The organism is Chryseobacterium lathyri, assembly GCF_030812195.1.
GTDB classification, from domain to species: Bacteria; Bacteroidota; Bacteroidia; order Flavobacteriales; family Weeksellaceae; genus Chryseobacterium; species Chryseobacterium lathyri_A.
Map to the genome: position 1 here is coordinate 449,940 of NZ_JAUSSF010000003.1, position 22,463 is coordinate 472,402.

The following is a 22,463-nucleotide window of genomic DNA, read 5'->3' on the forward strand; positions in this document are numbered from 1 at the left end:
TCGAAAATATAACATCTATGGAAGAACAAAATTCAAATATATGGTGGCTCAATGAAGAGTCTGAGCAGATGCTGAACAGAGGATATCTGTTAAAAGGAGAAACTGTGGACGGAGCCATCGACAGAATTACGACTGCAGCTGCAAAAAAATTATACAAGCCGGAACTACAGCCTGCTTTCAAAGAAATGATCACCAAAGGATGGATCAGCTTCTCATCTCCCGTTTGGGCGAATATGGGAACACAGAGAGGTCTTCCTATTTCTTGTTTCAACGTTCACATTCCGGACAGCATCGAAGGAATTACCCACAAAATGGGTGAAGTGATCATGCAGACGAAAATCGGAGGGGGAACTTCAGGGTATTTCGGAGAACTTAGAAACAGAGGTACGGCAGTGACGGATAACGGAAAATCTTCAGGGGCGGTTTCGTTCATGAAGTTATTCGATACTGCAATGGATGTGGTTTCTCAGGGAGGCGTAAGAAGAGGTGCTTTTGCCGCTTATCTGGATATTGACCATGGTGATATTGAAGAATTCTTATCAATCAAAGATATCGGTAGCCCGATCCAGAACCTGTTTACAGGGATCTGTGTTCCTGATTACTGGATGCAGGATATGATTGATGGGGATATGGATAAACGTAAAATCTGGGCAAGAGTTCTTGAAAGCCGCCAGCAGAAAGGTCTTCCATATATATTCTTTACTGATAATGTTAACAGAAACAAGCCTCAGGTTTATAAGGATCTGGGAATGCCTGTCAATGCAAGTAATCTTTGCTCTGAGATCATGCTTCCTTCTACCAGAGAAGAATCTTTCATCTGCTGTTTATCTTCCATGAACCTGGAATTGTATGATGAGTGGAAAGATACTGATGCCGTAAAACTGGCTGTCTATTTCCTGGATGCTGTTTTAACTGAATTTATCGAAAAAACTGAAGGAAACTACTACCTGCAGGGAGCAAGAAACTTCGCAATGCGTCACAGAGCTCTTGGATTAGGGGTTTTAGGATACCATTCTTATTTACAGAAAAACATGATCCCGTTTGAAAGTTTTGAGGCAACTCAGTTCAACGCAAGGGCTTTCAAACATATCAAAGAACAGGCGGAAACTGCTTCAAGAGAATTAGCCAATATCTACGGCGAGCCGGAACTGTTAAAAGGGTACGGATTGAGAAATACTACCACAATGGCTATTGCTCCTACCACTTCAAGTTCTGCGATCTTAGGACAGACTTCTCCCGGAATTGAGCCGTTTGCTTCCAACTATTATAAAGCAGGTCTTGCCAAAGGAAACTTTATGCGTAAGAACAAATATTTAGCAAAATTATTGGAAGAAAAAGGTCTTGATAACGAAGAAACCTGGAGAACCATTATGCTGAACCACGGTTCTGTACAGCACCTGAAAGAGCTGACTGATGAAGAGAAAGCAGTATTCAAAACATTCAAAGAGATTTCTCCAATGGAAATCATCTCTCAGGCTGCTCAAAGACAGCAATATATTGACCAGGCCCAATCCCTGAACTTACAGATTCCATCTACAATGCCTGTAAAAGATGTTAATTACCTTTATATTGAGGCATGGAAGAAAGGGGTAAAAACTCTTTACTATCAAAGAAGTTCTTCTGTTTCTAAGGAAATGATGGTCAATTTTGTGACCTGTTCTGCTTGCGAAGCATAATAATATCTTAATAATAACATTTATATAATATCAAAGCACACTCTAAAAAGTGTGCTTTTTATTTATAATTAAATTTTAACACATCTTAACATTTAAATTAAAAAATTTAATTTCCTGCTTAATCTTCCGTTAATACTGAAAATATTCACTCACTGTTCCCAGAAACGTGAATCAAGTATCTGCAGTATAAATTTTTAGCAGTTATTATTAGTAATTTTTATATACATTTGTTAAAATTCTATAATACAGAATTTTAAATTATTTATTATTGGCAAGAAATTTGTTAATAGTACACAACACAAAAACAACACAAAAAAAATTATTTCGAAATGCACAAGATTATTACTTTAATTTTGGTAATGGCTTTTTGTACCATTACTGCTCAGGTGGGTATTAACACTTCAACACCTGATCCAAGCTCAACTTTAGACATTACGAGTACTTCTAAAGGAGTTCTTTTACCAAGAATCAGCAACATTGCAGCGGTGACTAGTCCTGCCACAGGGTTAGTTATTTTTGATGTCAACAAGAAATGTATCAGCCAAAACGTAGGAACTCCTGCCCTTCCGGACTGGGTGTGCCTTTCTCCGTATGTAGCCAAATTCTTCTACATGCCGAGCGTAGTTTTTGATACTACCACTATTGCTGCAGGACAAACAAAAGACCTGTATACTTTGTATAAAAACCAGTTCTCGAATGTACCGACGAATGCAAGAAGTGCATCCGCACCGGCTTCGATTCCGTTTTTTCCAAATGCAACAGATCTGTACTATTATGTAACGGGGTATGATGCCTCTGTTTTCAGAATAAACAGCATCAGCAGCACAGGCGTACTAAATTATGATGTCTTATCAAATGCTACTTCAGCATCTTTCATCAACATCGTATTTGTTGTAAAATAAGCAGCCATGAAGCAAAATTTTAAAGGGCTATCTTTGATGAGCCTTGTTTTCACCCTGCTTACCAACTTCGTGTATGCACAGACAGACAGTACTGAGGTAGCAAGTATTTATGGGTTCTATTCCTATTCAAGTTCGCTAATGAATGCTTCTTCGGCATCAGAACTTTCGATACAGGGAAGTGCCTCTCATACTTCTACAGGAGTACAGCTTACTCCAGCAAGCTCTGGCCAGTTTGGAGGATTGTTTATCAACGGAAGAACTTTTACTTCGGTAAACGGACTTCATGTTGAATTTGAATATGACATGAAAAATGGGACACCTCTAGGAGGCGCCTATGGAGACGGTTTATCTTTTTTCCTTTATGACGGGGCAGTAACAAGCCCTACCATTGGAGCGCCTGGTGCCGGTATCGGATATTCCTATAACAGAACACAAAATACCTATGCAAGCCAAAGAAAAGCTGGTTTATCCGGGGCTTACCTGGGTATTGCCCTGGACGAGTTCGGGAACTTTAAATCGAAGCGTTTCCAGGGGGAATCCAGAATAAATGGTATTGCGGGGGTAACATGGAGCCAGGCAACAAGTCATGTTACTTTAAGAGGAGCCAGAGGAGCAGCCATCAATGCCAATGGTTTAGGATTAGGATATACCGGATATCCCGTATTGGTTACCCGTTCTACCTTAAGCAACTCAGGAGCGGTAGGAAGAATCCTGCAAACTGACAGAAGCTATCTTACAACTTCCAATACACTTCCCTCTTTATTTGATCTCAGAAATAACGCCGGAGAGTTCAGGAAAGTATACCTTGATTTGATCCCGCATTTTACAACTCCAACTACAACGGACGGATTTGATATCAAAGTGGATATCCAGACTACCCAAAACGGAACACCTGTGAATGTGATCAATTATTATCATTACAAAACTTCAGTACCTTATACTGAGAATGCAAATCCGCAAACAACTGATTTTAATACTTCGGATGTTGAAGGAGCTCCCACACCCCAAACGCTGAATGCAACCGTTCCGTCTGTTTTGAAACTAGGCTTTGCAGCAGCTACAGGAGGAGCTTTTCAGCAGCATATTATCCGGAATGTGAGACTTACCCTTCCTTATGCAGCTGTCACGAGAGACGATGTCACTTCCACTTGTAAGCTACAGCCAGTTAACATTCCAGTCTTCACTAATGATGTAGCCTACAAAGGCCCTATCAGTATTACTACTCCACCAACAGCGAGCAGTACTAATATAGATTATTCTACATTCAGTTTTACGAAAAGCAGTGATACGGATCTTACGCTATACCGTAAAAAAGTGACTCCGCAAGGAACATGGACCTATAATCAGTCTACAGGCATTGTCACCTTCAATCCATCGAGTGGATTTACAGGAACAGCAACGATGACTTATACAGTAAAAGGAAGAACTGTAAAAGATTCAAACGGCAGAATCATTGAACCTTACGGCGATACGGCTTACCGGTCTACTCCAGCTACCATCACGGTCAATTTAAAAACCACAGGCTGTATCTATTCTGTTATTTCGAACAGAATGGTAACACAGGGGGTAAAATAAAACAATAATATTCAATTATAAAAGGCATTACAAAACCATAGAACTTTCTATGGTTTTTGTTTTATATTTGTTAAAGTAGTTTAATCCTTAAATATTAAATATGAAATTCGGACAAGTAGAAGACCCTTCAAAAATAGATTTCACACTTCCTAAAGATCATTCCAAAACCAAGGAAATTTTAAGTCAGAATAAAAAAGGGCTGGAAAACATTTCCATCGGATGTGCAAAATGGAACAAAACCGACCTTAAAGGATTTTATCCTAAAGGCACCAAGGACGAACTGACCTATTATGCCAGGCAGTTTAATTCTATTGAGCTGAATGCTACTTTCTACGGTATGCCTACTCCTGAACAGGTAACAGTCTGGAAAGAAAAAACACCAGAGAATTTTAAATTTTTCCCAAAAATAACCAATACGGTTTCTCATTTCAGAAGGCTAATCGATGTTACTGAGCCGGTAACCCAGTTTGCATCAGCTGTCATGAATTTTGATCAGAAATTAGGAATGGCTTTTCTGCAGCTTCATGATAATTTTAAACCAAAGGATTATGACAGGCTGGAGAAATTCGTGAAAGACTGGCCCAAAGAAGTTCCTCTTGCCATTGAGCTCCGCAATACAGAATGGTTTACTGACGAGGAGATTTTCAATACTACCTGTGAGCTTTTTGAAGCCAACAATATCACTAATATCATCGTGGATACCGCAGGGAGAAGAGACATGCTTCATATGCGCCTTACTACCCCCAATGCTTTTATCCGATATGTAGGCGCCAATGCCGAAAGCGACTATGAAAGGCTGGACGACTGGATGAAACATCTGACAAAATGGAAAAAAGAGGGTCTGCAGAATGTATATTTCTTTGTCCATCAGAATATTGAAAAAGCATCTCCACTGCTTTCTGCCTATTTCATTAAAAAGATGAATGAGGAATGGAAAACCAATCTTAATATTCCGCAAATGGCTACCGATAATAACGGAACATTATTCTAGCAATCATGGAAAAGGATTCTATTTTTTCAATTAAAAGCCACAAAAAATTGATTTTGTTGAAAAAATTTAGTAACTTAGGATACACTGTGTCCATCTAAAGCACAGTACCTTAAAATACAAATGCCATGGAAAAAAAAATTTGCACAATCAGTATTGCCAGTACGTGGCTCGGTGATGAATATACGTTTTACGAAGACCATAAAATAAAAAGGGTTTATGATAATCACAGCCTGAGCTCCAACCGGACTGAGTGGCTGGAACCTCACCAGATCAGTAAGCAGAATAAGGATAAGCTGATTAAAAACTGTCCTGAAGAATTTAAGGAACAGGTCATGCAGATCCTGGATTATCCGTAATATATAAGTAATGAGTAATAGGTAATGGGTAATTCTTTAAACCAACAGTTTAATATTACCCATTGTTTATTGCTTATTCTTTCTTAACAAAAGTACAAGGTTCAGGAACAGGAGCAGAAAATCTAAGGATACCCAGATTCCCAGCTTTGCATTTTCATAATTATAAGTCTCCACCTGTTTTTTTGCAGCTTCCGAAAGTTTTACACTTTGATTGATATAGTTCTGGACTTCCACAATCTGGTCGATATTTTTGTTCGGAACAGCATGCTGGGAGAAATAGACCATATTCTTTTTACCCAGATATCCTATAATCCAGTATTCATCGGATTTGTCCATTTTAAGATATTCTATTCTGTAATATTCCGGACGTATTTTCCCGATATGTTTAGGCTCCAGATTTTGACTTTTGGCAGTATCCACCTTGATAAGATAAAAATCCAGTGTCTGGGGAAGCTTATTGACCACCTGCAGACCTACAGAATTATCTACAAAACCTACCGCACTTTTTTTAATGAACCAGTACGTAAACGTTGAGATTGAAAAAACCAGTGTAAGGATACGGAACAGTTTTGCCCATTTTGCCACCCTTCCTGATTTTACCTTATATAAAACCAAAGAAAGGACACAAGCCCAAAAGATAACAAAAATGATAAATACCATACTGCAAAGATACTGATTTAAGATTTTTCAGAGGAATCTTAATCTACATTCCATTCTTTGTAAAACTGATCAAGGAATCCCAGCATATAATCATGCCTTTCCTGAGCCAGCTCCTTTCCTTTTCCGGTATTCATAAGGTCTTTTAAAAGCAAAAGTTTTTCGTAGAAATGATTGATCGTGGTACCGTTGGATTTTTTATACTCTTCTTTAGACATGTTCAAACTTGGCTGAACTTCCGGATCATACATCGGATTGTTTTTAAAACCACCGAAATTGAACGTTCTTCCGATTCCAATTGCGCCAATTGCGTCTATACGGTCCGCATCCTGTACGATCTTAAGCTCAATCGGCAGCTCAGCCGGAACTTCTCCTCTGTTTTTAAATGAGATATTTTTAATGATAAATAAAACTTTTTCTATTACCCCTTCAGAAATCTGCTGACCTTCCAGAAATTCTCTTGCTATTTTTGGAGCTATGGTTTCATCCCCGTTATGAAACTTTGGATCAGCAATATCATGCAGCAATGCGGAAAGTTCTACAACTTCCTGATTACAGTCTTCTGTTGCTGCTATTTTTTTCGACAGCTTCCATACTCTTTCAATGTGGTACCAATCGTGTCCGGCTTCGGCGCCTTCTAATTTTTCTTTTACAAATTCTACGGTGTTTTCAATCGTACTTTTCATTTATCTGCCAATTCGTTTAAAATAATATTCCAGAGTTTTTTGTTATAACTTCTAAAAAAATTGATGTGCCCGATCTCATTTTTATCAGATTCAGAGGTTTTTACCAGCCTGTAGGAAGGTTTTAGGTTGGGATATGTATTGTTTAAAAGGCTCAACACTCCCTTTTCAGTCAGCCATACATCGTCTTCTGCGCGGATCACAAACACTTTTTGCGTCAATTTTTTAGAATAGTCATCAATTTTTTCCAACAATCTGTTGGTTGATTTCCTGTTTAAAATTAAGGTTCTCCAGTCATATGCGCAATTTTTTGGAAGACTTTCTCCAAGCCCGAACCAGTTCGCGGGAAAATAACCTAACAATCCGGTGGTTAATGGCTGAACAATTCCAAACCCAAGATATGCCTCTACTTTAGTTCTGAGTTTCAGGTTTCCTACAAATGCATTCTGTGTTCCCACAAAAATAAATTCATCAAACATCATGGAATCTTCATTCATACCGAGAATCAATGCCCCCACCGAATGTCCCAGACAATATTTTTTATGTTCCGGAAATTGTATTTTAATATATTGGGTCAGTGTTTTATAATCTTCAGAACCCCAGATTCTCATGGAGGCTTTAAAGCCTTTCATATTTTCCGGTTTTGAAAGCCCTATTCCTCTATAATCATAAGCAATGACTGTAAATCCTTGTTCTGAGAAAAAATGAGCAAATGAGAAATACACCTGCTGCTTTACACCTGTGGCAGAATTGATCAGAAGCAGTTTTCCGTTGCTTTTTCCGGGTCTGAAAAGATGAACTGCCAGAGGTATGTGGTCTTTTGTAATGAGCTCAAGTTTTTCCATATTATAAAAAGAAAAAATCCACTATAAAAGTGGAGATTTTACTTATATTTTTATGTTAAGTTTACAACTTTCGATATGTGGTAAATAGCTTTAGGATAAGAAATCGGACATTCTTGGAAGCCCTGTCTGTGAACCCTTCCCTCCGGAAACCCTTGAGGAAACTTCATTACCGAATTTCACACAATCCTCGATAGAATTTCCGTGACAGAGCGCTACAGCAAATCCTGAAGTAAAGGCATCTCCCATCCCCATTTTATAAACGGTTTCGTCTTTGTCATTTCGATAATATTTCATTTCTGTTCCGTCAAAATAGACTGTCGAATTGGTATCATCCCTTACGAAAACCTTATTGAAATATTTCTTCAGTATCTCTTCTCTCTTATCTTCGCCAAAAACAGTATGGAGCTCACTGCTTTTTGTCACAATAAAATCTACATTCTCTATAATTCCTTCACTGATTTTCATAGCTGGTGAAGCATAAAGCCCTACTTTCTTGCCGTATTTCTTCGCCTTTCTTACGGTATATTCTACAACTTCCATCGCTACTTCAAGCTGGACAAGAATAAGATCTGCCGTATGAAAATACCGATCTGCATCTTCTATATGCTGTATACTAAGGAATTTATTGGCTGCTGGAACCACTACAATAGCTGCATTTCCATGGCTGGTGGTTACATATGCTGTGCCTGTAGATTCCAAATCAGTTTCATGGACAAAGCCCACATTCACACCTTCACCTACCAGATTCCGCATGATCTGCTGGCCTAAGGGATCCATTCCCACACATCCTATAAAATAGACATTAGCTCCCAATCTTGCAGTTCCTACTGCCTGATTGGCGCCTTTTCCTCCAAAATAACTATCTGAATTGACAGCCAAAACCGTTTCATTGGTTTGAGGAATTTTTTCAGTTTCTAAAACCAGATCGATTGAAGAGCTGCCTACAACAATAATTTTGGGTTGTTCTGATGAGAAGTTCATTGGTGTTTTTATGTTAGTTTAATATATTCCATTCAAAAAACTAGGTTCCAAAAATAACTAATTTAATTAACTTATTTCAATAAATTCTGTAATTATCTTCACAGGTTTGTGATCTTGGCCGTATGCAATATAGCTGGCATAAAATCCTTCACCATATCCTGTTTCAAAGGCAAAAATTGTTCCCGGATGCCCATCGGCCGGCTTCAGGAATGCATACTGGTCTATGGCTCCTTTCTCATCAAAGAAATAGTCATGGAAAAATTCTTCATAGATTCCCATGAAATCGGCCCCTTTGCTGTGATACAATTTTTTTTCAAGTTCATTAAGGCTATGCTGGGTATCTACATCCATCAGGCATCCCATTCCACTTTCTACAGGATATCCGAAAACCTCCTCTTCAGCAAGATCTCTGATATCCTGGCCTTCGGTAACAGCCATTTTCCAGTCTGTAATTTCTGTATTGCTGAAAATAACTTCCGCATATGCGACACAGTTGCTTTCTCTTTCTTTATGCAGTAAAACAGGAAAATTCCCTTTTGGGAATTCTGTCGTGAAAGGCAGCATGTCATTAGTAATCAAAGGATCGCAGGCAACGAGCTTCCCACTGGAAAGATAAAGTTTCCCCACTTCGAAGCTTTCCAGTAAAGGACTTTCCACGAAGTTTCTTGAGAATAGTTTTTTTATGTTTTCTATATGTGTCATTTATTCTTTATTAATCTGCACCAGTCAATGTGATGTGTACATTTTCACTCCCTACATTGAGACAAAACAAAATATTATTCATTTCATCTTCCGAGCTTTCAATTATTAAAAGCTGATAGATTTTAGGGTCATTAGCCATTTCAATATTTTCTGTAGAAGAAATTCTTGCTGAAACTGCTAAGCTTGAATTTAAAACAATATTGACATAACTGTTTTCTATCAAATTTCCGTCCAACAGTTCTCCAATCAGATAAAACTCTTTTTTTCTTCTGATGGTAAAACTGCTAATGATCCTAAAAGTCCCAATTTTATCTTTAAAGTTCATTACAAACTTTTCAGCTTCTCTTCTAAAATAGCGATTTTATCCTGAGCATCTTTCTGTTTCTGGCGTTCTATTTCTACAACTTCAGGCTTCGCGTTAGCCACAAATTTTTCATTAGACAGCTTTTTGTCCACAGAAATTAAGAATCCTTTTAAATATTTCAATTCTTCTTCTGTTTTCTTTTTCTCTTCACCCAGATCTAAATTTTCACTCAGAGGAATGGAAACTTCTGTTGCGCTAACAAGGAATGTAAAGCTAGGCTTGTCTGTTTTTTTGCTGAAATGAATTTCAGTAACATTGCCCAGTTTTCTGATCACGGCTTCATTCTCAAAACCGGTCGCATTCGTGTAAACCTCAACCGCTTCTCTGGGAGAAATCCCTTTGGTCTGGCGGTAGTTTCGGATTCCGGAAATAATTTCTTCAGCAGTTTCGAAATTTTTAATGATTCCTTCATTAAATGTTCCTGCTTTCTTCTGCTGAGCAACGATTAAAGCTTCTTCAATGCTTCTCTCAGAAATAGTCTGCCATAATTCTTCCGTTAAGAAAGGCATAAATGGATGAAGTAATTTCATTAATTCTTCAAAGAAATATATTGTTTTATGATAAACTTCTTTAGAGATCCCTTCTCCGTAATTCGGCTTAATGGCTTCAAGATACCAACCGCAGAAATCATCCCAGATTAATTTATAAATTAAATGAAGAGCATCTGAAATTCTGAATTTTTCAAACTGATCATTAATCTCAACAATTGTTTTATTGAGCTTATTTTCAAACCACACAATAGTTTGGTTGTCTGCAAAGTTTGCCGGCTTGTCTTCATGATTCCACATATTGATCAATCGGAAAGCATTCCAGATCTTTGTTGCAAAATTTCTTCCCTGCAGCATCAAATCTTTATCAAAAAGAAGGTCATTACCTGCTGCTGAGCTCAATAAAATTCCAACACGAACTCCATCTGCCCCAAATTCAGAAATTAATTCTAACGGATCCGGAGAATTCCCTAACGATTTTGACATCTTCCTTCTCTGGCTATCTCTTACTATACCTGTAAAATATACATTTTTGAACGGAACTTCTTTTCTGTATTCCAGTCCGGCCATAATCATTCTGGCTACCCAGAAGAAAATAATATCCGGGCCTGTTACCAGGTCAGCGGTTGGATAATAATAGTTGATCTCTTTATTTTCAGGATCCAAAAGACCATCGAATACAGACATTGGCCATAACCACGATGAGAACCAGGTATCAAGCGCGTCTTCGTCCTGACGCAGATCATCTAATGTTGCAATAATTCCCTTTTGCTCTTCTAATACTACAAGAGCCTGGTATTTATCTTCTGCAACGACAAAATCATTTTCCCCATCTCCATAGTAAAAGGCAGGAATCTGCTGTCCCCACCAAAGCTGGCGGGAAATATTCCAGTCACGGATGTTTTCCATCCAGTGCTTATAGGTATTTTTGAATTTTTCCGGATAAAATTTCACCTCATCATCCATTACTACATCCAAAGCAGGTTTAGCAATTTCAGACATTTTCAGAAACCACTGAACTGAAACCTTAGGCTCAATAACTGCGCCTGTTCTTTCTGAAGTTCCAACCTTGTTCACATAATCTTCTGCTTTCAGTAAAAGATCTTTTTCCTGTAATTCTTTTGCAATCAGCTTTCTTACATCAAATCTGTTTTTACCTGCATAATGCAAACCATGCTCGTTAAGGTTTCCGTCATCATCCAAAGCATCGATCATTTTCAACTGATGCTTTTGCCCGATTTCATAATCATTGGTATCGTGGGCAGGCGTAATTTTCAACGCTCCGGTTCCAAATTCAATATCTACATAGTCGTCCTCAATGATCGGGATTACTCGGTTAACGATGGGTACAATTACATTTTTACCTTTCAGGTGGGCATATCTTTCATCATTAGGGTTAATGCATACCGCAGTATCCCCGAAAATAGTCTCGGGACGCGTGGTGGCAACGGAAAGAAATTCTTCCGTTCCTTCGATTTTATATTTTAGGAAATATAATTTTCCGTTCTGTTCTTTAAATATAACCTCTTCATCAGAGATATTGGTTTTTGCTTCAGGATCCCAGTTAACCATTCTATAGCCTCTATAGATCAGTCCTTTATTATACAGATCTACGAAGCTCTTGATTACCTGTTCTGAAAGTTTCTCTTCCATGGTGAAACGGGTTCTGTCCCAGTCACATGAGCAACCAAGCTTTTTCAGCTGCTCAAGAATGGTTCCTCCATATTTATCAGTCCATTCCCAGGCATGTTTTAAGAATTCCTCACGGGTAATATCTGATTTGCTGACCCCTTCAGACTTCAGTTTGGCAACAACTTTGGCTTCAGTGGCAATTGAAGCATGATCTGTACCTGGAATCCAGCAGGCATTAAAGCCCTGCATTCTTGCACGGCGGACGAGAACATCTTGAATGGTATTGTTCAGCATATGTCCCATGTGTAATATCCCCGTTACGTTTGGCGGAGGAATTACCACAGTATATGGTGGCTTCTCATTAGGTTCCGAATGGAAAAATTTGTTTTCCATCCAGAAGTTGTACCATTTCTGTTCTGTTTCCTGTGGATTGTACTTTTCTGAAATCTGCATAAAATTCTGTTTCTTTTGCTTACAATTTGCAAAAATAGTCTAAAGAAAAAAAATTTTAAGTATGAATTAAAATAATTTTTAACTTTGTTTCTTGAAATTTATCTAACAAACATATTAACATTCAAGAATATGAAAAATTTAATTGCAGGAATTGCATTATTTGGAACGTTTGCATTGGCTTCTGCACAAACGATTACGTTTGACAAAACTACTTTTGACTATGGTACTATCAAGCCAAGTGCTGACGGTACAAGATTCTTTACAGTAACGAACACAGGCGACAAACCTTTGATTCTTTCTAATGTAAAACCTTCTTGTGGATGTACTACACCTGAGTTCAGTCAGGATCCAATTATGCCAGGAAAGTCTGCTAAAATTAAAGTGGGATATAACACTACGCTTAACGGACCTTTCAATAAAATGATTGAAGTTTTCTCTAATGACCCTGCTAACAGCAGAAGCGTAATCTACATCAAAGGTAATGTAGACGCTAATGCTCCTGAACCAAAGCCTTTAACAGCTGAGGAACAAAAAGCAGCTGCAAAGGCTGAAAAGAAAGCAGCTAAACTAGCTAAAAAAGCAGCAGCAAAATAATCTCTACTAAAAAAATAAAAGAACCGTCTTCACTTGGAGACGGTTTTTTTATTACATTTAAGTAAGATATCAGATTGTAGAGGTTAGTATGAGTTGGCATTAACTAAAATCCCTTAATCTTTAATCTTTTGATCTTTAAATTTTTCAATCATTTAATCTAAAAAAATATGGACATCAATTTTTCAGATGACTTCCTGGTAAAGGGAAAGATCACAATAAAAAAAATTTCAACAGAATATAAAGGAAAGCTTACAAAAGAAGAAGGTGAGCAGTTATTGATTGCAGAAAAAGAAAAACTCCGCGAATTGCAGGAAAAACTTTATGCCGATGGCAGCCAGTCTCTGCTTGTTGTCCTGCAGGCAATGGATGCAGCAGGGAAAGACAGTTTGATAGAACATGTTTTCGGAGGGGTGAATCCACAGGGCTGCAGTGTTACAAGCTTTAAAACCCCAAGCTCAAAGGAATATTCCCACGATTTTCTGTGGAGACATTACCTGGCTCTTCCACAGAAAGGAATGATTGGTATTTTTAACAGATCTCATTATGAAAGTGTTCTGGTATGCAAGGTTCATCCTGAATATAATCTCAGTGAAAAAACATGGTCTTCTGTAAAGGATTTCGATGCAAATTTCTGGAAAAACAGGTATGAGAGTATCCGGAATTTCGAACAGCATCTGGCCCAGAACGGAACTACTATTGTGAAGATATTTTTAAATGTTTCCAAGGACGAGCAAAAGAAGAGGCTTCTGGACAGAATTGATGAACAGGAAAAAAACTGGAAGTTTTCTGCTGCAGATCTTCCTGAAAGGGCACTTTTCCCAAAATATATGGAAGCTTATGAAACAGCTATCAATGAAACTTCAAAGGACTATGCTCCATGGTATGTACTTCCTGCAGACACTAAATGGTTTGCAAGAGTAGCGGCTATCCAGATCATTATTGATACTTTGGAGAAAATGGATCTTAAATACCCACAGCTGGGTGAAAAGGAAAAATCTGAACTCCTGGAAGCTAAAAAAACACTTGAAAGCGAATAAACTAAGCGTAAAATATCCCATCATAGCTAAATAAATGTAAATAATTTAACAAATAAGACACTAAAAAGTGTATAATTTATTGTTCATGTTATTTTTTTTTATAAATTTATCAAAAATTAGTTTTTAACCATAAATCATTAAACTTTAGCTATGAAAAAACATTTATTATTATCAGCAATCGCTGTAATGAGTCTTATTTCCTGTAATAATGAGGGAACAGCTGTAAGTACTGTAGAAAGCATGAAGACTCCGCAAATGGAAAATTTCGACAAAGCTTTCAAAAGCCTCGGTGACCCTCAGAACAGGCCTACTGAAGAAGAGAAGAAAAGGAATACTTCTGAATTGAGTGACAGAAGAAAAGCTCTCCTTGTTCCGGCATCCAAAGAACTGATTCTTTCCACAGGTGTTACAGAAGCTGAGCTTACCAGAAAAACCGGTGGCGATATGAGCCAGATCATTGTCTGGGCTACCCAGATCTATATGCAGAAAAGTGACGAGATCCGTAGAAGCTTAAAATCTGATAAATAGATTATGAAAAGGCTATTACTTGTTCTGGGGATCTGTTCTGTTTCCTCAGCATATGCCCAGGGAGGTCCCCTTATCATTCAGAATTTCACCTCCAATTATGATTTTCATGGAACTATTTATGCCAATAATAATATAGGAGGCGGATGCTACCCCTTTGTTATTTCCAAAGATCCTGACCCTATAATAATACCGCCTGGCACTACAGTAAAATATGAAAATTACAGAGATCAATACTCTTTTTCCGGTTACCCGATTTCTACCTGGGATGTTATTTTGGGAGCAGGATCTCTTGCCTCGCCAAGACCATGGAATCATGGAAGTCTTATTCCAGGCGGTGTGATTTCCAATAACACAAGATGGTCCATGTCTAAATTCCAAATGTACCACACCGGAACTTCAGTACCTGAAACCTACTTTAACGGGGATATCGGAGAAACCGCTGCTCCGTGTAATACTGCCCCCGATGCCATAACAACAGCGTGGGGAAGCGCCAAATGGTTTACCATTACTTCCGGTACAGACGTATACACTTACCTTATCATCCAATAAACTTATTACTATGAAAAAGATACTCTTACTTTTATCAGCTTTGGCAGGAATTCTTTCTTTTGCCCAGACTTCTCCTTTAATCATACAGAACTACAACACTTTTGATGCTGTAGGAAGACTGCGTACCGGCATGCCCGGTGGCGCTCCCGGACCTTATATGTATGCTGCCCCAAATGCTCCATATGGAACATACACTATACCTGCAGGGGCTGGTACAGTATATAATACATTCGATACTTCCGGCACTGCCTTACTTCCCATAACAATTTGGTACGTTACAGATCCAACTAACCCGGCCAACAGCGGAACATATCCCTATAATCATCCTTTTATCACAACTGTAATGAACCCATCCAATGTTTGGGGCGGATTCCACTTCTGGCTGACAGACCCTTCAACCGGAGCCACGGATACTTACGAGTTGGGAGATCCTACGGTATATCCGGGATTCAGTGCTTCAGGAACGGGTACTTTTTCAAGTGCAGACTGGTTCACGATAACCACACCCAGCGGCCCAACCACTTACCTGCAGATCTTTTAGATAAACGGCAGCTGTTCTGCAGCTGCCTATTTTATTGAACAGCATGATACGGAAAATAGCAGTTTGCTTTCCGGGGATATTCTACGTCCAAATTTCACTAATCATTTACTCTATACTTAATACAAATTTAATCATGAAAAAAATATTTTTATCAGCTTTATTGGCTGTTTTAACATTAGTGTCATGCAGCAATGAAAACACTGCTGCAAATACTGTGGAAAGTATGAAAACCCCACAGATGGAAAACTTTGATAAGGCTTTTAAAAGTCTCGGCGATCCACAGAACAGACCTACAGAGGAGGAGAGAAAAAGAAATACTTCAGAGCTGAGCGACAGAAGAAAAGCTCTTCTTGTTCCGGCTTCCAAGGAACTGATTCTTTCCGCAGGGGTTACAGAAGCTGAACTGATGAGAAAGACAGGTGGCGACATGAGCCAGATCATTGTCTGGGCTACCCAGATCTATATGCAGAAAAGTGACGAGATCAGAAAAAACCTAAAATCAGAGAAATAATTATGAAAAAGTATTTAACTATGATAGGATTAGTATCCTTATCTTTTGCTTATGCTCAGGGCGGTCCTCTTGTTATCAACAATTATACATCGTATGATTTCCACACCAGAGTTACTGCAGCTAATCTTGCTACACCAGGATGTTATTTTTATGTGGCTTTAGACAACCCTGAGCTTGTAATCCCAGGCGGAGGTTCTTCTACGTATAACAGCTACAATATTCCAGGCACCAGCTGGAAGGTATCTACATCACCTTCGCCTGCAACGCTAAGATTAGGGAGCCATCCAAGTCTTGCACTGGGAGGAGCAATCTCTAATAATACGAAATGGGTGGTATCTCAATTTCAGTTTTATCAGTCGGGAACGCCTTTATCGGTGGGAGCTGTAGGTGATACTTCTTATACATGTGAACCTGTTCCTAATATTTTCATCACTCCACAAGCATCGGTGGAATGGTTTACCGTTACCAGCGGATCAACCACTTATACTTATCTCCAAATTTATTAACCTTTTTTAAAAATTCAACTTAAAAATTAATTACCTGCTCCTATTATGAAAAAATATTTTTTACAGACTGCTTTTACCGTTCTGGTTTTGATTTCATGCAGTAATGAAAATTCTGCTGTACATACTGTGGAAAGCATGAAAACGCCACAGATGGAAAACTTCGACAAAGCTTTTAAAAGTCTCGGTGATCCACAGAACAGGCCTACTGAAGAGGAAAGAAAAAGGAGTACTTCGGAACTGAGTGACAGAAGAAAAGCACTTCTGGTCCCTGCTTCTAAGGAAATGATCCTTTCTACAGGTGTTACAGAAGCTGAACTAATGAGAAAGACAGGTGGCGACATGAGCCAGATCATTGTTTGGGCAACTCAGATTTATATGCAGAAAAGCGATGATATCAGAAAAAACTTAAAATCAGAGAAATAAACACTAATCATTAAACAAATTACAACATGAAAAAACTAAGCATTATTTTAGGTATCATTGCAGGAGTAACCATTGCTGCCCAATCTTCTACGCTGGTGATCAATAATTACAGTAGTTATGATGCTGCAGGGAGGTTTATGACAGTGGGATCAGCAGGCTCTGGGTCATCCCAACCTTATATGTATGCTCTTGCCAATGCCCCTTACACCAGATATACAATTCCTGCTGGTGGCTATACCAAATATGATAAATTCGACAATACCGGAGCGGGCAACCCCATTCCTATTCCCGGCTGGTATTATATTGATCCGTTAAACAGCGCCAATACGGGAAACTACCCTTATAATCATCCTATCATCACAGCGGTGACCGCCATAGATGAATGGATGGGCTTCGCTTTCGTACTTACAGACAATACCGGATACAGCTATGACAGTTTCGAGGTAGGAGATCCTGCACTGTCAGGAGGCTTTTTAAGCAATACCCAAACCGGAGTCAATACAGGTGTTACTGCAGATTGGTACACAATCACAACAACTGGAGGACAGATTACTTATTTCCAAATCTATTAATATCTCTAATATAATCAGACCGAACATTAAAAAATATCCTATGAAAAAACTACTGTTATCTGCTGCTTTTGCCATTTTAACTTTGGCATCATGCAGCAATGAAGGCTCTGCCGTAAATACTGTGGAAAGCATGAAAACCCCACAGATGGAAAACTTCGATAAAGCTTTTAGAAGTCTGGGAGATCCGCAGAACAGGCCTACTGAAGAGGAAAGAAAAAGAAATACTTCAGAGCTGAGCGACAGAAGAAAAGCACTTCTTGTTCCGGCTTCCAAGGAACTGATTCTTTCCACAGGCATTACAGAAGCTGAACTAATGAGAAAAACAGGAGGGGATATGAGCCAGATCATTGTCTGGGCCACTCAGATCTATATGACAAAAAGTGATGAAATCCGTAAAAATATTAAATCTGATAAATAATGACTGCCATGAAAAAAATATTGACAATAGTAGGAATTACAATAGCCTCTCTGGTTTATTCGCAGGGAGGAACAATGATCGTAAACAATTATACCCCTTATGAATACCGCGGAGCCTTAATCGCTAATAATTTTTCCGGGGGATGCTATCCTATCATCGGGACCAATGCTGGAGTTATCATTCCGCCGGACTCTCATACGGGCAATGGCAATGCATTGATATATACCAATTACAGAGACCAGTATACCACATCACTATATCCTATGCCGAGCTGGACGGTTAGCCTTGCAGCCAACAGCAACAGCATAAGACCCTGGAACCATGGCAGTCTTATTCCCGGAGGAACACTTTCCAATAATACAAAATGGTCTGCATCAAAGTTTGAAATGTATGATCCTGCAACTTCTGCTTATGTTCCGGGGTTCAATACGACCGTAAGCTTAGCAGGAAACTCATGCTATATGGCACCAGACTACTTTGTAACTCCAAGCGGGGCCAACAGTGCAGAAATATTTACAATCACAACAAGTACTGGTTTAGTAGAAACCTATCTGCAACTTTATTAATCTGATTTTAAATCATGAAAAAAATATTCGCCATTATTACATTACTGTTTCTGTCATCTGCTGATGCACAACACAGCCTGATGATCGTTAATAATTACTCTACAACCTATGATTTTCAGGGAACAATTGGTGCTCATAATTTCGCCGGGAGCTGTTATCCTTATGTAACATCAAGTACCCCAATAGCGATCACCGTTCCTGCAGACTCCCATACAGGTAATGGTAAAGAATTGGCTTACAAAAACTTCAGGGATCAGTTTACAGGGTCTTTGTATCCTACTACAAACTGGACAGTGCAGGTCTCTCCTACTAATTCTTCGGTAAGAGTGTGGAATCATCCAAGTATAGCACCGGGTGGTGTTATTTCTGAGAATGTGAAATGGGCTTCTTCGCAGTTTCAGATGTATTATGCCGGAACTTCTACACCGGAGCCTGGTTTCAGCGGTCTTATCGGAGAGTCTCCTGACCCCTGTACAGGTGCCACCGGATATATTTCAACACCATACGGAGATGCAGAATGGTTCAATATCACAGTAGCCAATATTACCTATTCTTATTTACAAGTTTATTAATCAAAAAAATCAACCCTAAATTCTAATTAATTATGAAAAAACTTTTTTTATCAGCCGCTTTTGCTGCTTTAACTTTAATGTCATGTAATAATGAAGGTTCTGCAGTACATACTGTGGAAAGCATGAAGACTCCACAAATGGAAAACTTCGACAAAGCTTTTAAAAGTCTGGGTGATCCACAGAACAGACCTACTGAAGAGGAGAGAAAAAGAAATACCTCGGAACTGAGCGACAGAAGAAAAGCACTTCTTGTTCCGGCTTCTAAGGAACTGATCCTTTCTACAGGTATTACAGAAGCTGAACTGATGAGAAAAACAGGCGGCGACATGAGCCAGATCATAGTCTGGGCTACACAAATCTACATGCAGAAAAGTGACGAAATCCGTAAGAATATCAAATCTGATAAATAAATTATGAAAAAAATTTTAACAGTATTAGGAATAGCGGTAACATCGCTGGCTTATTCGCAGGGAATGTTCATGCTTAACAATTATTCTCCGCATGACTACCATGGAAATCTTTTGGCCATTAATCTCAGCGGATGTGTTCCTGCAGTCATCAATAATGACCCGGCTACAATTATCGTTCCTGCCAATTCACATATGGGAAACAGTCTTGCATGGAAAATTGATAATTACAGGGATCAGTTTGCTAATTCTCTGTATCCCATCACCAACTGGCTTGTAACACTAGGACCATCACCTTCAACAGTAAGACAATGGGATAACCCCAGCCTTATGCCAGGCGGTGTAATCTCCAACAATACCAAATGGATGACGTCTAAGTTTGCCATGTATTATGCAGGAACAGGCAACAAGGTTTTCGGCTTCAATACGAATCTGGGAGATGCAACCCCAAATTCATGTGTCACCAGTATTGATTATTTTTCTACTCCGGACGGTTCTGCAGAATGGTTTACCATCACAGCAGGGACTACAACAACAACTTATCTTCAAATATATCCATGAAAAAAACAGCAGCTTTATTATTGGGTTTAGCAGGGATATTGTCCTATGCCCAGAGTTCTTCGTTTGTATTTAATAACTACAATGTCTATGATGCTGTAGGAAGGCTGATGACCTGCAGCCCCACCCCGGGACTGATTAAGTATATGTATGCTTCTCCAAATGGGTCCTACGGATCGTATACGATGCCGGCAGGAATTTCTTCTTCCTATGCATCTTTTGGGACTACCGGTCTGGCTCCTTTCCCTATGAACATGAATTATTGGAATGTAACGGACCCTGCTAATACCGCGAATAATACATCATATCCTTATAACCATCCTTATATCACCTCTACTATGTCTTCTATTAACGAGTGGGCCTCATTCCATTTCTTTCTGAAGGACAGTGCAGGAAACAACATTGACTCTTATCTTGTAGGAGACCCCGCCGTTGCCATTAATGCAGGAGTAACGGCGAATGCCTATCAGGTGGGAACCAACAGTGGTATAGAAGCGGAATGGTTTACGATAACAACACCTACGGGAAAGGTTACCTATTTCAGTATTTATTAATGGTCCTGAACCATGTGACATGCATGAAATAGTATTTAATCCGGAGAAAGACTTTCTCCGGGTTTATTCGTTTAAAGTCAGGATAAAGTGCGTCCTTAAAAAGAAAAAACAGAGATTATTTCTCTGTTTTTTTATAAGTAATGATAATATACATAAAAAATCACGAGAAAATCTATAAGCCGGATTTTGTCCTTCCGAAGAAGTGCCTGTTATTTATCTACGTTTTACATTGCTGCAAAACTTGAGCTGATTACCCCTCGGCTTTCAGGACGAGCCGCCCCTATTTCCATTACTGAAAAGAACCGATATACTTATCATTGCACCGCAAAGAGTTTACCTGGTTTCACTACAGCCGAACTGTACCTGCTTTCTGTTGCACTTGTCCTACCCTCACGGGTGACGGATGTTATCCGCTTTGCTGCTCTATGGTGTCCGGACTTTCCTACCCCCGCCGAAACAGGAATCAACAAGCCGATTTTCTCGCGACTGCAAAGATACGCGATAATTTCGACAATTGAGAACGTGGAAACAGGTCAATTTGAAATCTTAAAATGCAGTGTCTTTTCAAATTAAGAAATTATACCGTCACATATCAACAAATTACTGCATTATTATTATCTTCGTGCCATTATATATCTATGAATTCCAGAGAAAAAGAATTTGCGCAGCTTATTAAGGATAATCAGGGCCTGATTATTAAAGTTTCGCGTTTGTATACCAATTCTCTTGAAGATGAAGAAGATCTGTTTCAGGAGATCGTCTTGCAACTCTGGAGAAGCTACGATTCTTTTAAAGGAAACTCTAAAATTTCTACGTGGATGTACCGTGTAGCCCTTAATACAGCCATTACTCTTTTCAGAAAAAAAAGCAAAAGCCTTCCAACGAACGAACTGGATATCAATCACAGGGATTTTGTAGAGGATGACGATGAAAAGCAGCAGCAGATTTCCCTTCTGTACACTGTGATTAAAACACTACCCAATGTAGAAAGAGCAATTGTAATGATGTATCTTGACGACCTGCCTTATAAGGATATTGCAGAAAACCTCGGGATTACCGAAGTTAATGCACGCGTGAAAATGAACAGATTAAAGAAAACCCTTAAAGAACAGATGCAGAAATATGCCTGATTTTGATTTAGACAGTTTTAAGAAAACATGGCAAGAGCAGCCTGTTCAGCCAAAATATGACAGCAATGAAATCCTTCAGATGCTGAACAAAAAATCACGTAATTATGTGAAGTATATTTTCTGGATCAGCGTGGCAGAATTTTTATTCTTTTCTGTTCTGGGATTATTCTATTTCTTTCAGGACGAGGAATCGGATAGCTTCCGTAAGATACTGGAAAAGCTGGGAGCTCAGAAATCCCCTGAAATAGAAACCAATTTTGACCATGCTTATTTAGCTATAAAAATTTTAAGTCTTTTAATCACAGCCTACTTTGTTCTAAAATTTTATCAGAATTACCGCAAAATAAAGATCGAAGAAAATCTCAAAGGCCTCATTATACGGATCATTAAGTTCAAGAAAACCGTTAATGCTTTTATTCTTATCAGTATTGCACTGCTAGTTGCTTTTACATTTGTATTCACCGCCTTTATTTTCTATGTTTTAAATTCTCAAAATGTACGTCCGGATAATTCCAACCTGATTATTGTTATTATCGGAATAATCGTAAGCACAGTAATGTGTGTACTGCTGATCTGGCTTTACTACAGACTTGTGTATGGAATTATCATCAGAAAACTGGACAAAAATCTAAAACAGCTTAAAGACATAGATTCTCAGGAAAATTAGCATAAACAGGCATCAGTTCAAGATT

29 protein-coding genes and 1 other RNA gene are annotated in these 22,463 nt (G+C 38.7%); 22 read left to right on the top strand and 8 right to left on the bottom strand.

Features of this window, described 5'->3' with window-relative positions:
- Positions 1–8: 8 nt before the first annotated feature.
- The 5 genes from J2T03_RS17235 to J2T03_RS17255 all read left to right on the top strand — a co-directional run bounded on the left by J2T03_RS17235 (position 9) and on the right by J2T03_RS17255 (position 5,500).
- On the top strand, positions 9–1,676 hold the full coding sequence (locus J2T03_RS17235) for a ribonucleoside-diphosphate reductase subunit alpha (RefSeq protein ID WP_262510864.1): 1,668 nt from the start codon (positions 9–11) through the stop codon (positions 1,674–1,676).
- Between the two features lie 329 nt (positions 1,677–2,005).
- Positions 2,006–2,578, top strand: a complete 573-nt coding sequence (locus tag J2T03_RS17240) for a hypothetical protein (RefSeq protein ID WP_306843325.1) — start codon at positions 2,006–2,008, stop codon at positions 2,576–2,578.
- Positions 2,579–2,584: 6 nt separating this feature from the next.
- A complete protein-coding gene (locus tag J2T03_RS17245) occupies positions 2,585–4,153 on the top strand; it encodes a hypothetical protein (RefSeq protein WP_307220512.1) in 1,569 nt (522 codons plus the stop codon).
- A 100-nt stretch (positions 4,154–4,253) separates the two neighbouring features.
- Positions 4,254–5,144, top strand: a complete 891-nt coding sequence (locus J2T03_RS17250; protein WP_306843323.1) for a DUF72 domain-containing protein — start codon at positions 4,254–4,256, stop codon at positions 5,142–5,144.
- Positions 5,145–5,269: 125 nt separating this feature from the next.
- Complete coding sequence (locus J2T03_RS17255; protein WP_306843322.1) at positions 5,270–5,500, top strand: hypothetical protein; 231 nt, start codon at positions 5,270–5,272, stop codon at positions 5,498–5,500.
- 66 nt (positions 5,501–5,566) lie between these two features.
- Here the strand turns inward: J2T03_RS17255 and J2T03_RS17260 are convergent, their stop codons facing one another.
- The 7 genes from J2T03_RS17260 to J2T03_RS17290 all read right to left on the bottom strand — a co-directional run bounded on the left by J2T03_RS17260 (position 5,567) and on the right by J2T03_RS17290 (position 12,305).
- Positions 5,567–6,085, bottom strand: coding sequence for a hypothetical protein (locus tag J2T03_RS17260; protein ID WP_307220515.1), 519 nt, complete (start codon positions 6,083–6,085; stop codon positions 5,567–5,569).
- Positions 6,086–6,198: 113 nt separating this feature from the next.
- Entirely contained in the window at positions 6,199–6,843 is a 645-nt protein-coding gene (locus J2T03_RS17265; RefSeq protein WP_307220518.1) for an HD domain-containing protein, read from the bottom strand.
- Complete coding sequence (locus J2T03_RS17270; protein ID WP_306843319.1) at positions 6,840–7,685, bottom strand: alpha/beta hydrolase family protein; 846 nt, start codon at positions 7,683–7,685, stop codon at positions 6,840–6,842. Before J2T03_RS17270 ends, J2T03_RS17265 begins: the two co-directional genes overlap by 4 nt.
- A 90-nt stretch (positions 7,686–7,775) precedes the next feature.
- Positions 7,776–8,666, bottom strand: a complete 891-nt coding sequence (locus J2T03_RS17275; RefSeq protein WP_306843317.1) for a ribokinase — start codon at positions 8,664–8,666, stop codon at positions 7,776–7,778.
- A gap of 66 nt (positions 8,667–8,732) precedes the next feature.
- Positions 8,733–9,368 carry a DUF4241 domain-containing protein gene (locus tag J2T03_RS17280; RefSeq protein WP_306843315.1) on the bottom strand — a complete coding sequence of 212 codons (636 nt, stop codon included), beginning with the start codon at positions 9,366–9,368 and terminating at the stop codon, positions 8,733–8,735.
- Between the two features lie 10 nt (positions 9,369–9,378).
- On the bottom strand, positions 9,379–9,693 hold the full coding sequence (locus tag J2T03_RS17285; protein WP_307220520.1) for a hypothetical protein: 315 nt from the start codon (positions 9,691–9,693) through the stop codon (positions 9,379–9,381).
- On the bottom strand, positions 9,693–12,305 hold the full coding sequence (locus tag J2T03_RS17290; RefSeq protein WP_306843313.1) for a valine--tRNA ligase: 2,613 nt from the start codon (positions 12,303–12,305) through the stop codon (positions 9,693–9,695). Before J2T03_RS17290 ends, J2T03_RS17285 begins: the two co-directional genes overlap by 1 nt.
- A 129-nt stretch (positions 12,306–12,434) precedes the next feature.
- Here J2T03_RS17290 and J2T03_RS17295 point away from each other — a divergent pair, with 129 nt between their 5' ends.
- The 15 genes from J2T03_RS17295 to J2T03_RS17365 all read left to right on the top strand — a co-directional run bounded on the left by J2T03_RS17295 (position 12,435) and on the right by J2T03_RS17365 (position 20,641).
- Positions 12,435–12,899: a DUF1573 domain-containing protein gene (locus tag J2T03_RS17295; protein WP_306843312.1), complete on the top strand. Its 465-nt coding sequence runs from the start codon at positions 12,435–12,437 to the stop codon at positions 12,897–12,899.
- A gap of 167 nt (positions 12,900–13,066) precedes the next feature.
- On the top strand, positions 13,067–13,936 hold the full coding sequence (locus J2T03_RS17300; protein ID WP_307220523.1) for a polyphosphate kinase 2 family protein: 870 nt from the start codon (positions 13,067–13,069) through the stop codon (positions 13,934–13,936).
- 150 nt (positions 13,937–14,086) lie between these two features.
- Positions 14,087–14,464, top strand: coding sequence for a hypothetical protein (locus J2T03_RS17305; RefSeq protein WP_307220526.1), 378 nt, complete (start codon positions 14,087–14,089; stop codon positions 14,462–14,464).
- 3 nt (positions 14,465–14,467) lie between these two features.
- Positions 14,468–15,013 (top strand): hypothetical protein, encoded by a 546-nt coding sequence (locus J2T03_RS17310; protein WP_307220528.1) that lies wholly within the window; start codon positions 14,468–14,470, stop codon positions 15,011–15,013.
- Between the two features lie 10 nt (positions 15,014–15,023).
- Complete coding sequence (locus J2T03_RS17315; RefSeq protein ID WP_306843308.1) at positions 15,024–15,554, top strand: hypothetical protein; 531 nt, start codon at positions 15,024–15,026, stop codon at positions 15,552–15,554.
- 133 nt (positions 15,555–15,687) lie between these two features.
- Positions 15,688–16,065 (top strand): hypothetical protein, encoded by a 378-nt coding sequence (locus J2T03_RS17320; protein ID WP_307220531.1) that lies wholly within the window; start codon positions 15,688–15,690, stop codon positions 16,063–16,065.
- A 2-nt stretch (positions 16,066–16,067) separates the two neighbouring features.
- Positions 16,068–16,571, top strand: a complete 504-nt coding sequence (locus J2T03_RS17325) for a hypothetical protein (RefSeq protein WP_307220534.1) — start codon at positions 16,068–16,070, stop codon at positions 16,569–16,571.
- A gap of 45 nt (positions 16,572–16,616) precedes the next feature.
- Positions 16,617–16,994, top strand: coding sequence for a hypothetical protein (locus tag J2T03_RS17330; RefSeq protein ID WP_307220537.1), 378 nt, complete (start codon positions 16,617–16,619; stop codon positions 16,992–16,994).
- A gap of 26 nt (positions 16,995–17,020) precedes the next feature.
- Positions 17,021–17,566, top strand: coding sequence for a hypothetical protein (locus J2T03_RS17335; RefSeq protein ID WP_306843304.1), 546 nt, complete (start codon positions 17,021–17,023; stop codon positions 17,564–17,566).
- 40 nt (positions 17,567–17,606) lie between these two features.
- Entirely contained in the window at positions 17,607–17,984 is a 378-nt protein-coding gene (locus J2T03_RS17340; RefSeq protein ID WP_306843303.1) for a hypothetical protein, read from the top strand.
- A gap of 8 nt (positions 17,985–17,992) precedes the next feature.
- Positions 17,993–18,550, top strand: a complete 558-nt coding sequence (locus tag J2T03_RS17345) for a hypothetical protein (RefSeq protein ID WP_306843302.1) — start codon at positions 17,993–17,995, stop codon at positions 18,548–18,550.
- A gap of 14 nt (positions 18,551–18,564) precedes the next feature.
- Positions 18,565–19,122, top strand: a complete 558-nt coding sequence (locus J2T03_RS17350) for a hypothetical protein (protein ID WP_307220540.1) — start codon at positions 18,565–18,567, stop codon at positions 19,120–19,122.
- Positions 19,123–19,154: 32 nt separating this feature from the next.
- Positions 19,155–19,532 carry a hypothetical protein gene (locus J2T03_RS17355; protein WP_307220543.1) on the top strand — a complete coding sequence of 126 codons (378 nt, stop codon included), beginning with the start codon at positions 19,155–19,157 and terminating at the stop codon, positions 19,530–19,532.
- A gap of 3 nt (positions 19,533–19,535) precedes the next feature.
- Entirely contained in the window at positions 19,536–20,090 is a 555-nt protein-coding gene (locus J2T03_RS17360) for a hypothetical protein (RefSeq protein WP_306843299.1), read from the top strand.
- Positions 20,087–20,641: a hypothetical protein gene (locus J2T03_RS17365; RefSeq protein ID WP_307220546.1), complete on the top strand. Its 555-nt coding sequence runs from the start codon at positions 20,087–20,089 to the stop codon at positions 20,639–20,641. Before J2T03_RS17360 ends, J2T03_RS17365 begins: the two co-directional genes overlap by 4 nt.
- 159 nt (positions 20,642–20,800) lie before the next feature.
- Here the strand turns inward: J2T03_RS17365 and rnpB are convergent.
- Positions 20,801–21,124, bottom strand: an RNA gene (gene rnpB / locus J2T03_RS17370) — RNase P RNA component class A.
- A 155-nt stretch (positions 21,125–21,279) separates the two neighbouring features.
- On the opposite strand from rnpB, the gene J2T03_RS17375 reads away from it, so the two are divergent.
- Complete coding sequence (locus J2T03_RS17375) at positions 21,280–21,771, top strand: RNA polymerase sigma factor (protein ID WP_306843297.1); 492 nt, start codon at positions 21,280–21,282, stop codon at positions 21,769–21,771.
- On the top strand, positions 21,764–22,438 hold the full coding sequence (locus tag J2T03_RS17380) for a beta-carotene 15,15'-monooxygenase (protein WP_306843296.1): 675 nt from the start codon (positions 21,764–21,766) through the stop codon (positions 22,436–22,438). The genes J2T03_RS17375 and J2T03_RS17380 overlap by 8 nt, the downstream gene beginning before the upstream one ends.
- Positions 22,439–22,463: the final 25 nt, after the last annotated feature.

Excerpts from the sequence above, each read along its gene's own strand:
- J2T03_RS17240 (WP_306843325.1), top strand. The coding sequence starts at position 2,006 with ATGCACAAGATTATTACTTTAATTTTGGTAATGGCTTTTTGTACCATT.
- J2T03_RS17245 (WP_307220512.1), top strand. The coding sequence starts at position 2,585 with ATGAAGCAAAATTTTAAAGGGCTATCTTTGATGAGCCTTGTTTTCACC.
- J2T03_RS17250 (WP_306843323.1), top strand. The coding sequence starts at position 4,254 with ATGAAATTCGGACAAGTAGAAGACCCTTCAAAAATAGATTTCACACTT.
- J2T03_RS17255 (WP_306843322.1), top strand. The coding sequence starts at position 5,270 with ATGGAAAAAAAAATTTGCACAATCAGTATTGCCAGTACGTGGCTCGGT.
- J2T03_RS17265 (WP_307220518.1), bottom strand. The coding sequence starts at position 6,843 with ATGAAAAGTACGATTGAAAACACCGTAGAATTTGTAAAAGAAAAATTA.
- J2T03_RS17270 (WP_306843319.1), bottom strand. The coding sequence starts at position 7,685 with ATGGAAAAACTTGAGCTCATTACAAAAGACCACATACCTCTGGCAGTT.
- J2T03_RS17275 (WP_306843317.1), bottom strand. The coding sequence starts at position 8,666 with ATGAACTTCTCATCAGAACAACCCAAAATTATTGTTGTAGGCAGCTCT.
- J2T03_RS17280 (WP_306843315.1), bottom strand. The coding sequence starts at position 9,368 with ATGACACATATAGAAAACATAAAAAAACTATTCTCAAGAAACTTCGTG.
- J2T03_RS17285 (WP_307220520.1), bottom strand. The coding sequence starts at position 9,693 with ATGAACTTTAAAGATAAAATTGGGACTTTTAGGATCATTAGCAGTTTT.
- J2T03_RS17290 (WP_306843313.1), bottom strand. The coding sequence starts at position 12,305 with ATGCAGATTTCAGAAAAGTACAATCCACAGGAAACAGAACAGAAATGG.
- J2T03_RS17295 (WP_306843312.1), top strand. The coding sequence starts at position 12,435 with ATGAAAAATTTAATTGCAGGAATTGCATTATTTGGAACGTTTGCATTG.
- J2T03_RS17300 (WP_307220523.1), top strand. The coding sequence starts at position 13,067 with ATGGACATCAATTTTTCAGATGACTTCCTGGTAAAGGGAAAGATCACA.
- J2T03_RS17305 (WP_307220526.1), top strand. The coding sequence starts at position 14,087 with ATGAAAAAACATTTATTATTATCAGCAATCGCTGTAATGAGTCTTATT.
- J2T03_RS17310 (WP_307220528.1), top strand. The coding sequence starts at position 14,468 with ATGAAAAGGCTATTACTTGTTCTGGGGATCTGTTCTGTTTCCTCAGCA.
- J2T03_RS17315 (WP_306843308.1), top strand. The coding sequence starts at position 15,024 with ATGAAAAAGATACTCTTACTTTTATCAGCTTTGGCAGGAATTCTTTCT.
- J2T03_RS17320 (WP_307220531.1), top strand. The coding sequence starts at position 15,688 with ATGAAAAAAATATTTTTATCAGCTTTATTGGCTGTTTTAACATTAGTG.
- J2T03_RS17325 (WP_307220534.1), top strand. The coding sequence starts at position 16,068 with ATGAAAAAGTATTTAACTATGATAGGATTAGTATCCTTATCTTTTGCT.
- J2T03_RS17330 (WP_307220537.1), top strand. The coding sequence starts at position 16,617 with ATGAAAAAATATTTTTTACAGACTGCTTTTACCGTTCTGGTTTTGATT.
- J2T03_RS17335 (WP_306843304.1), top strand. The coding sequence starts at position 17,021 with ATGAAAAAACTAAGCATTATTTTAGGTATCATTGCAGGAGTAACCATT.
- J2T03_RS17340 (WP_306843303.1), top strand. The coding sequence starts at position 17,607 with ATGAAAAAACTACTGTTATCTGCTGCTTTTGCCATTTTAACTTTGGCA.
- J2T03_RS17345 (WP_306843302.1), top strand. The coding sequence starts at position 17,993 with ATGAAAAAAATATTGACAATAGTAGGAATTACAATAGCCTCTCTGGTT.
- J2T03_RS17350 (WP_307220540.1), top strand. The coding sequence starts at position 18,565 with ATGAAAAAAATATTCGCCATTATTACATTACTGTTTCTGTCATCTGCT.
- J2T03_RS17355 (WP_307220543.1), top strand. The coding sequence starts at position 19,155 with ATGAAAAAACTTTTTTTATCAGCCGCTTTTGCTGCTTTAACTTTAATG.
- J2T03_RS17360 (WP_306843299.1), top strand. The coding sequence starts at position 19,536 with ATGAAAAAAATTTTAACAGTATTAGGAATAGCGGTAACATCGCTGGCT.
- J2T03_RS17365 (WP_307220546.1), top strand. The coding sequence starts at position 20,087 with ATGAAAAAAACAGCAGCTTTATTATTGGGTTTAGCAGGGATATTGTCC.
- J2T03_RS17375 (WP_306843297.1), top strand. The coding sequence starts at position 21,280 with ATGAATTCCAGAGAAAAAGAATTTGCGCAGCTTATTAAGGATAATCAG.
- J2T03_RS17380 (WP_306843296.1), top strand. The coding sequence starts at position 21,764 with ATGCCTGATTTTGATTTAGACAGTTTTAAGAAAACATGGCAAGAGCAG.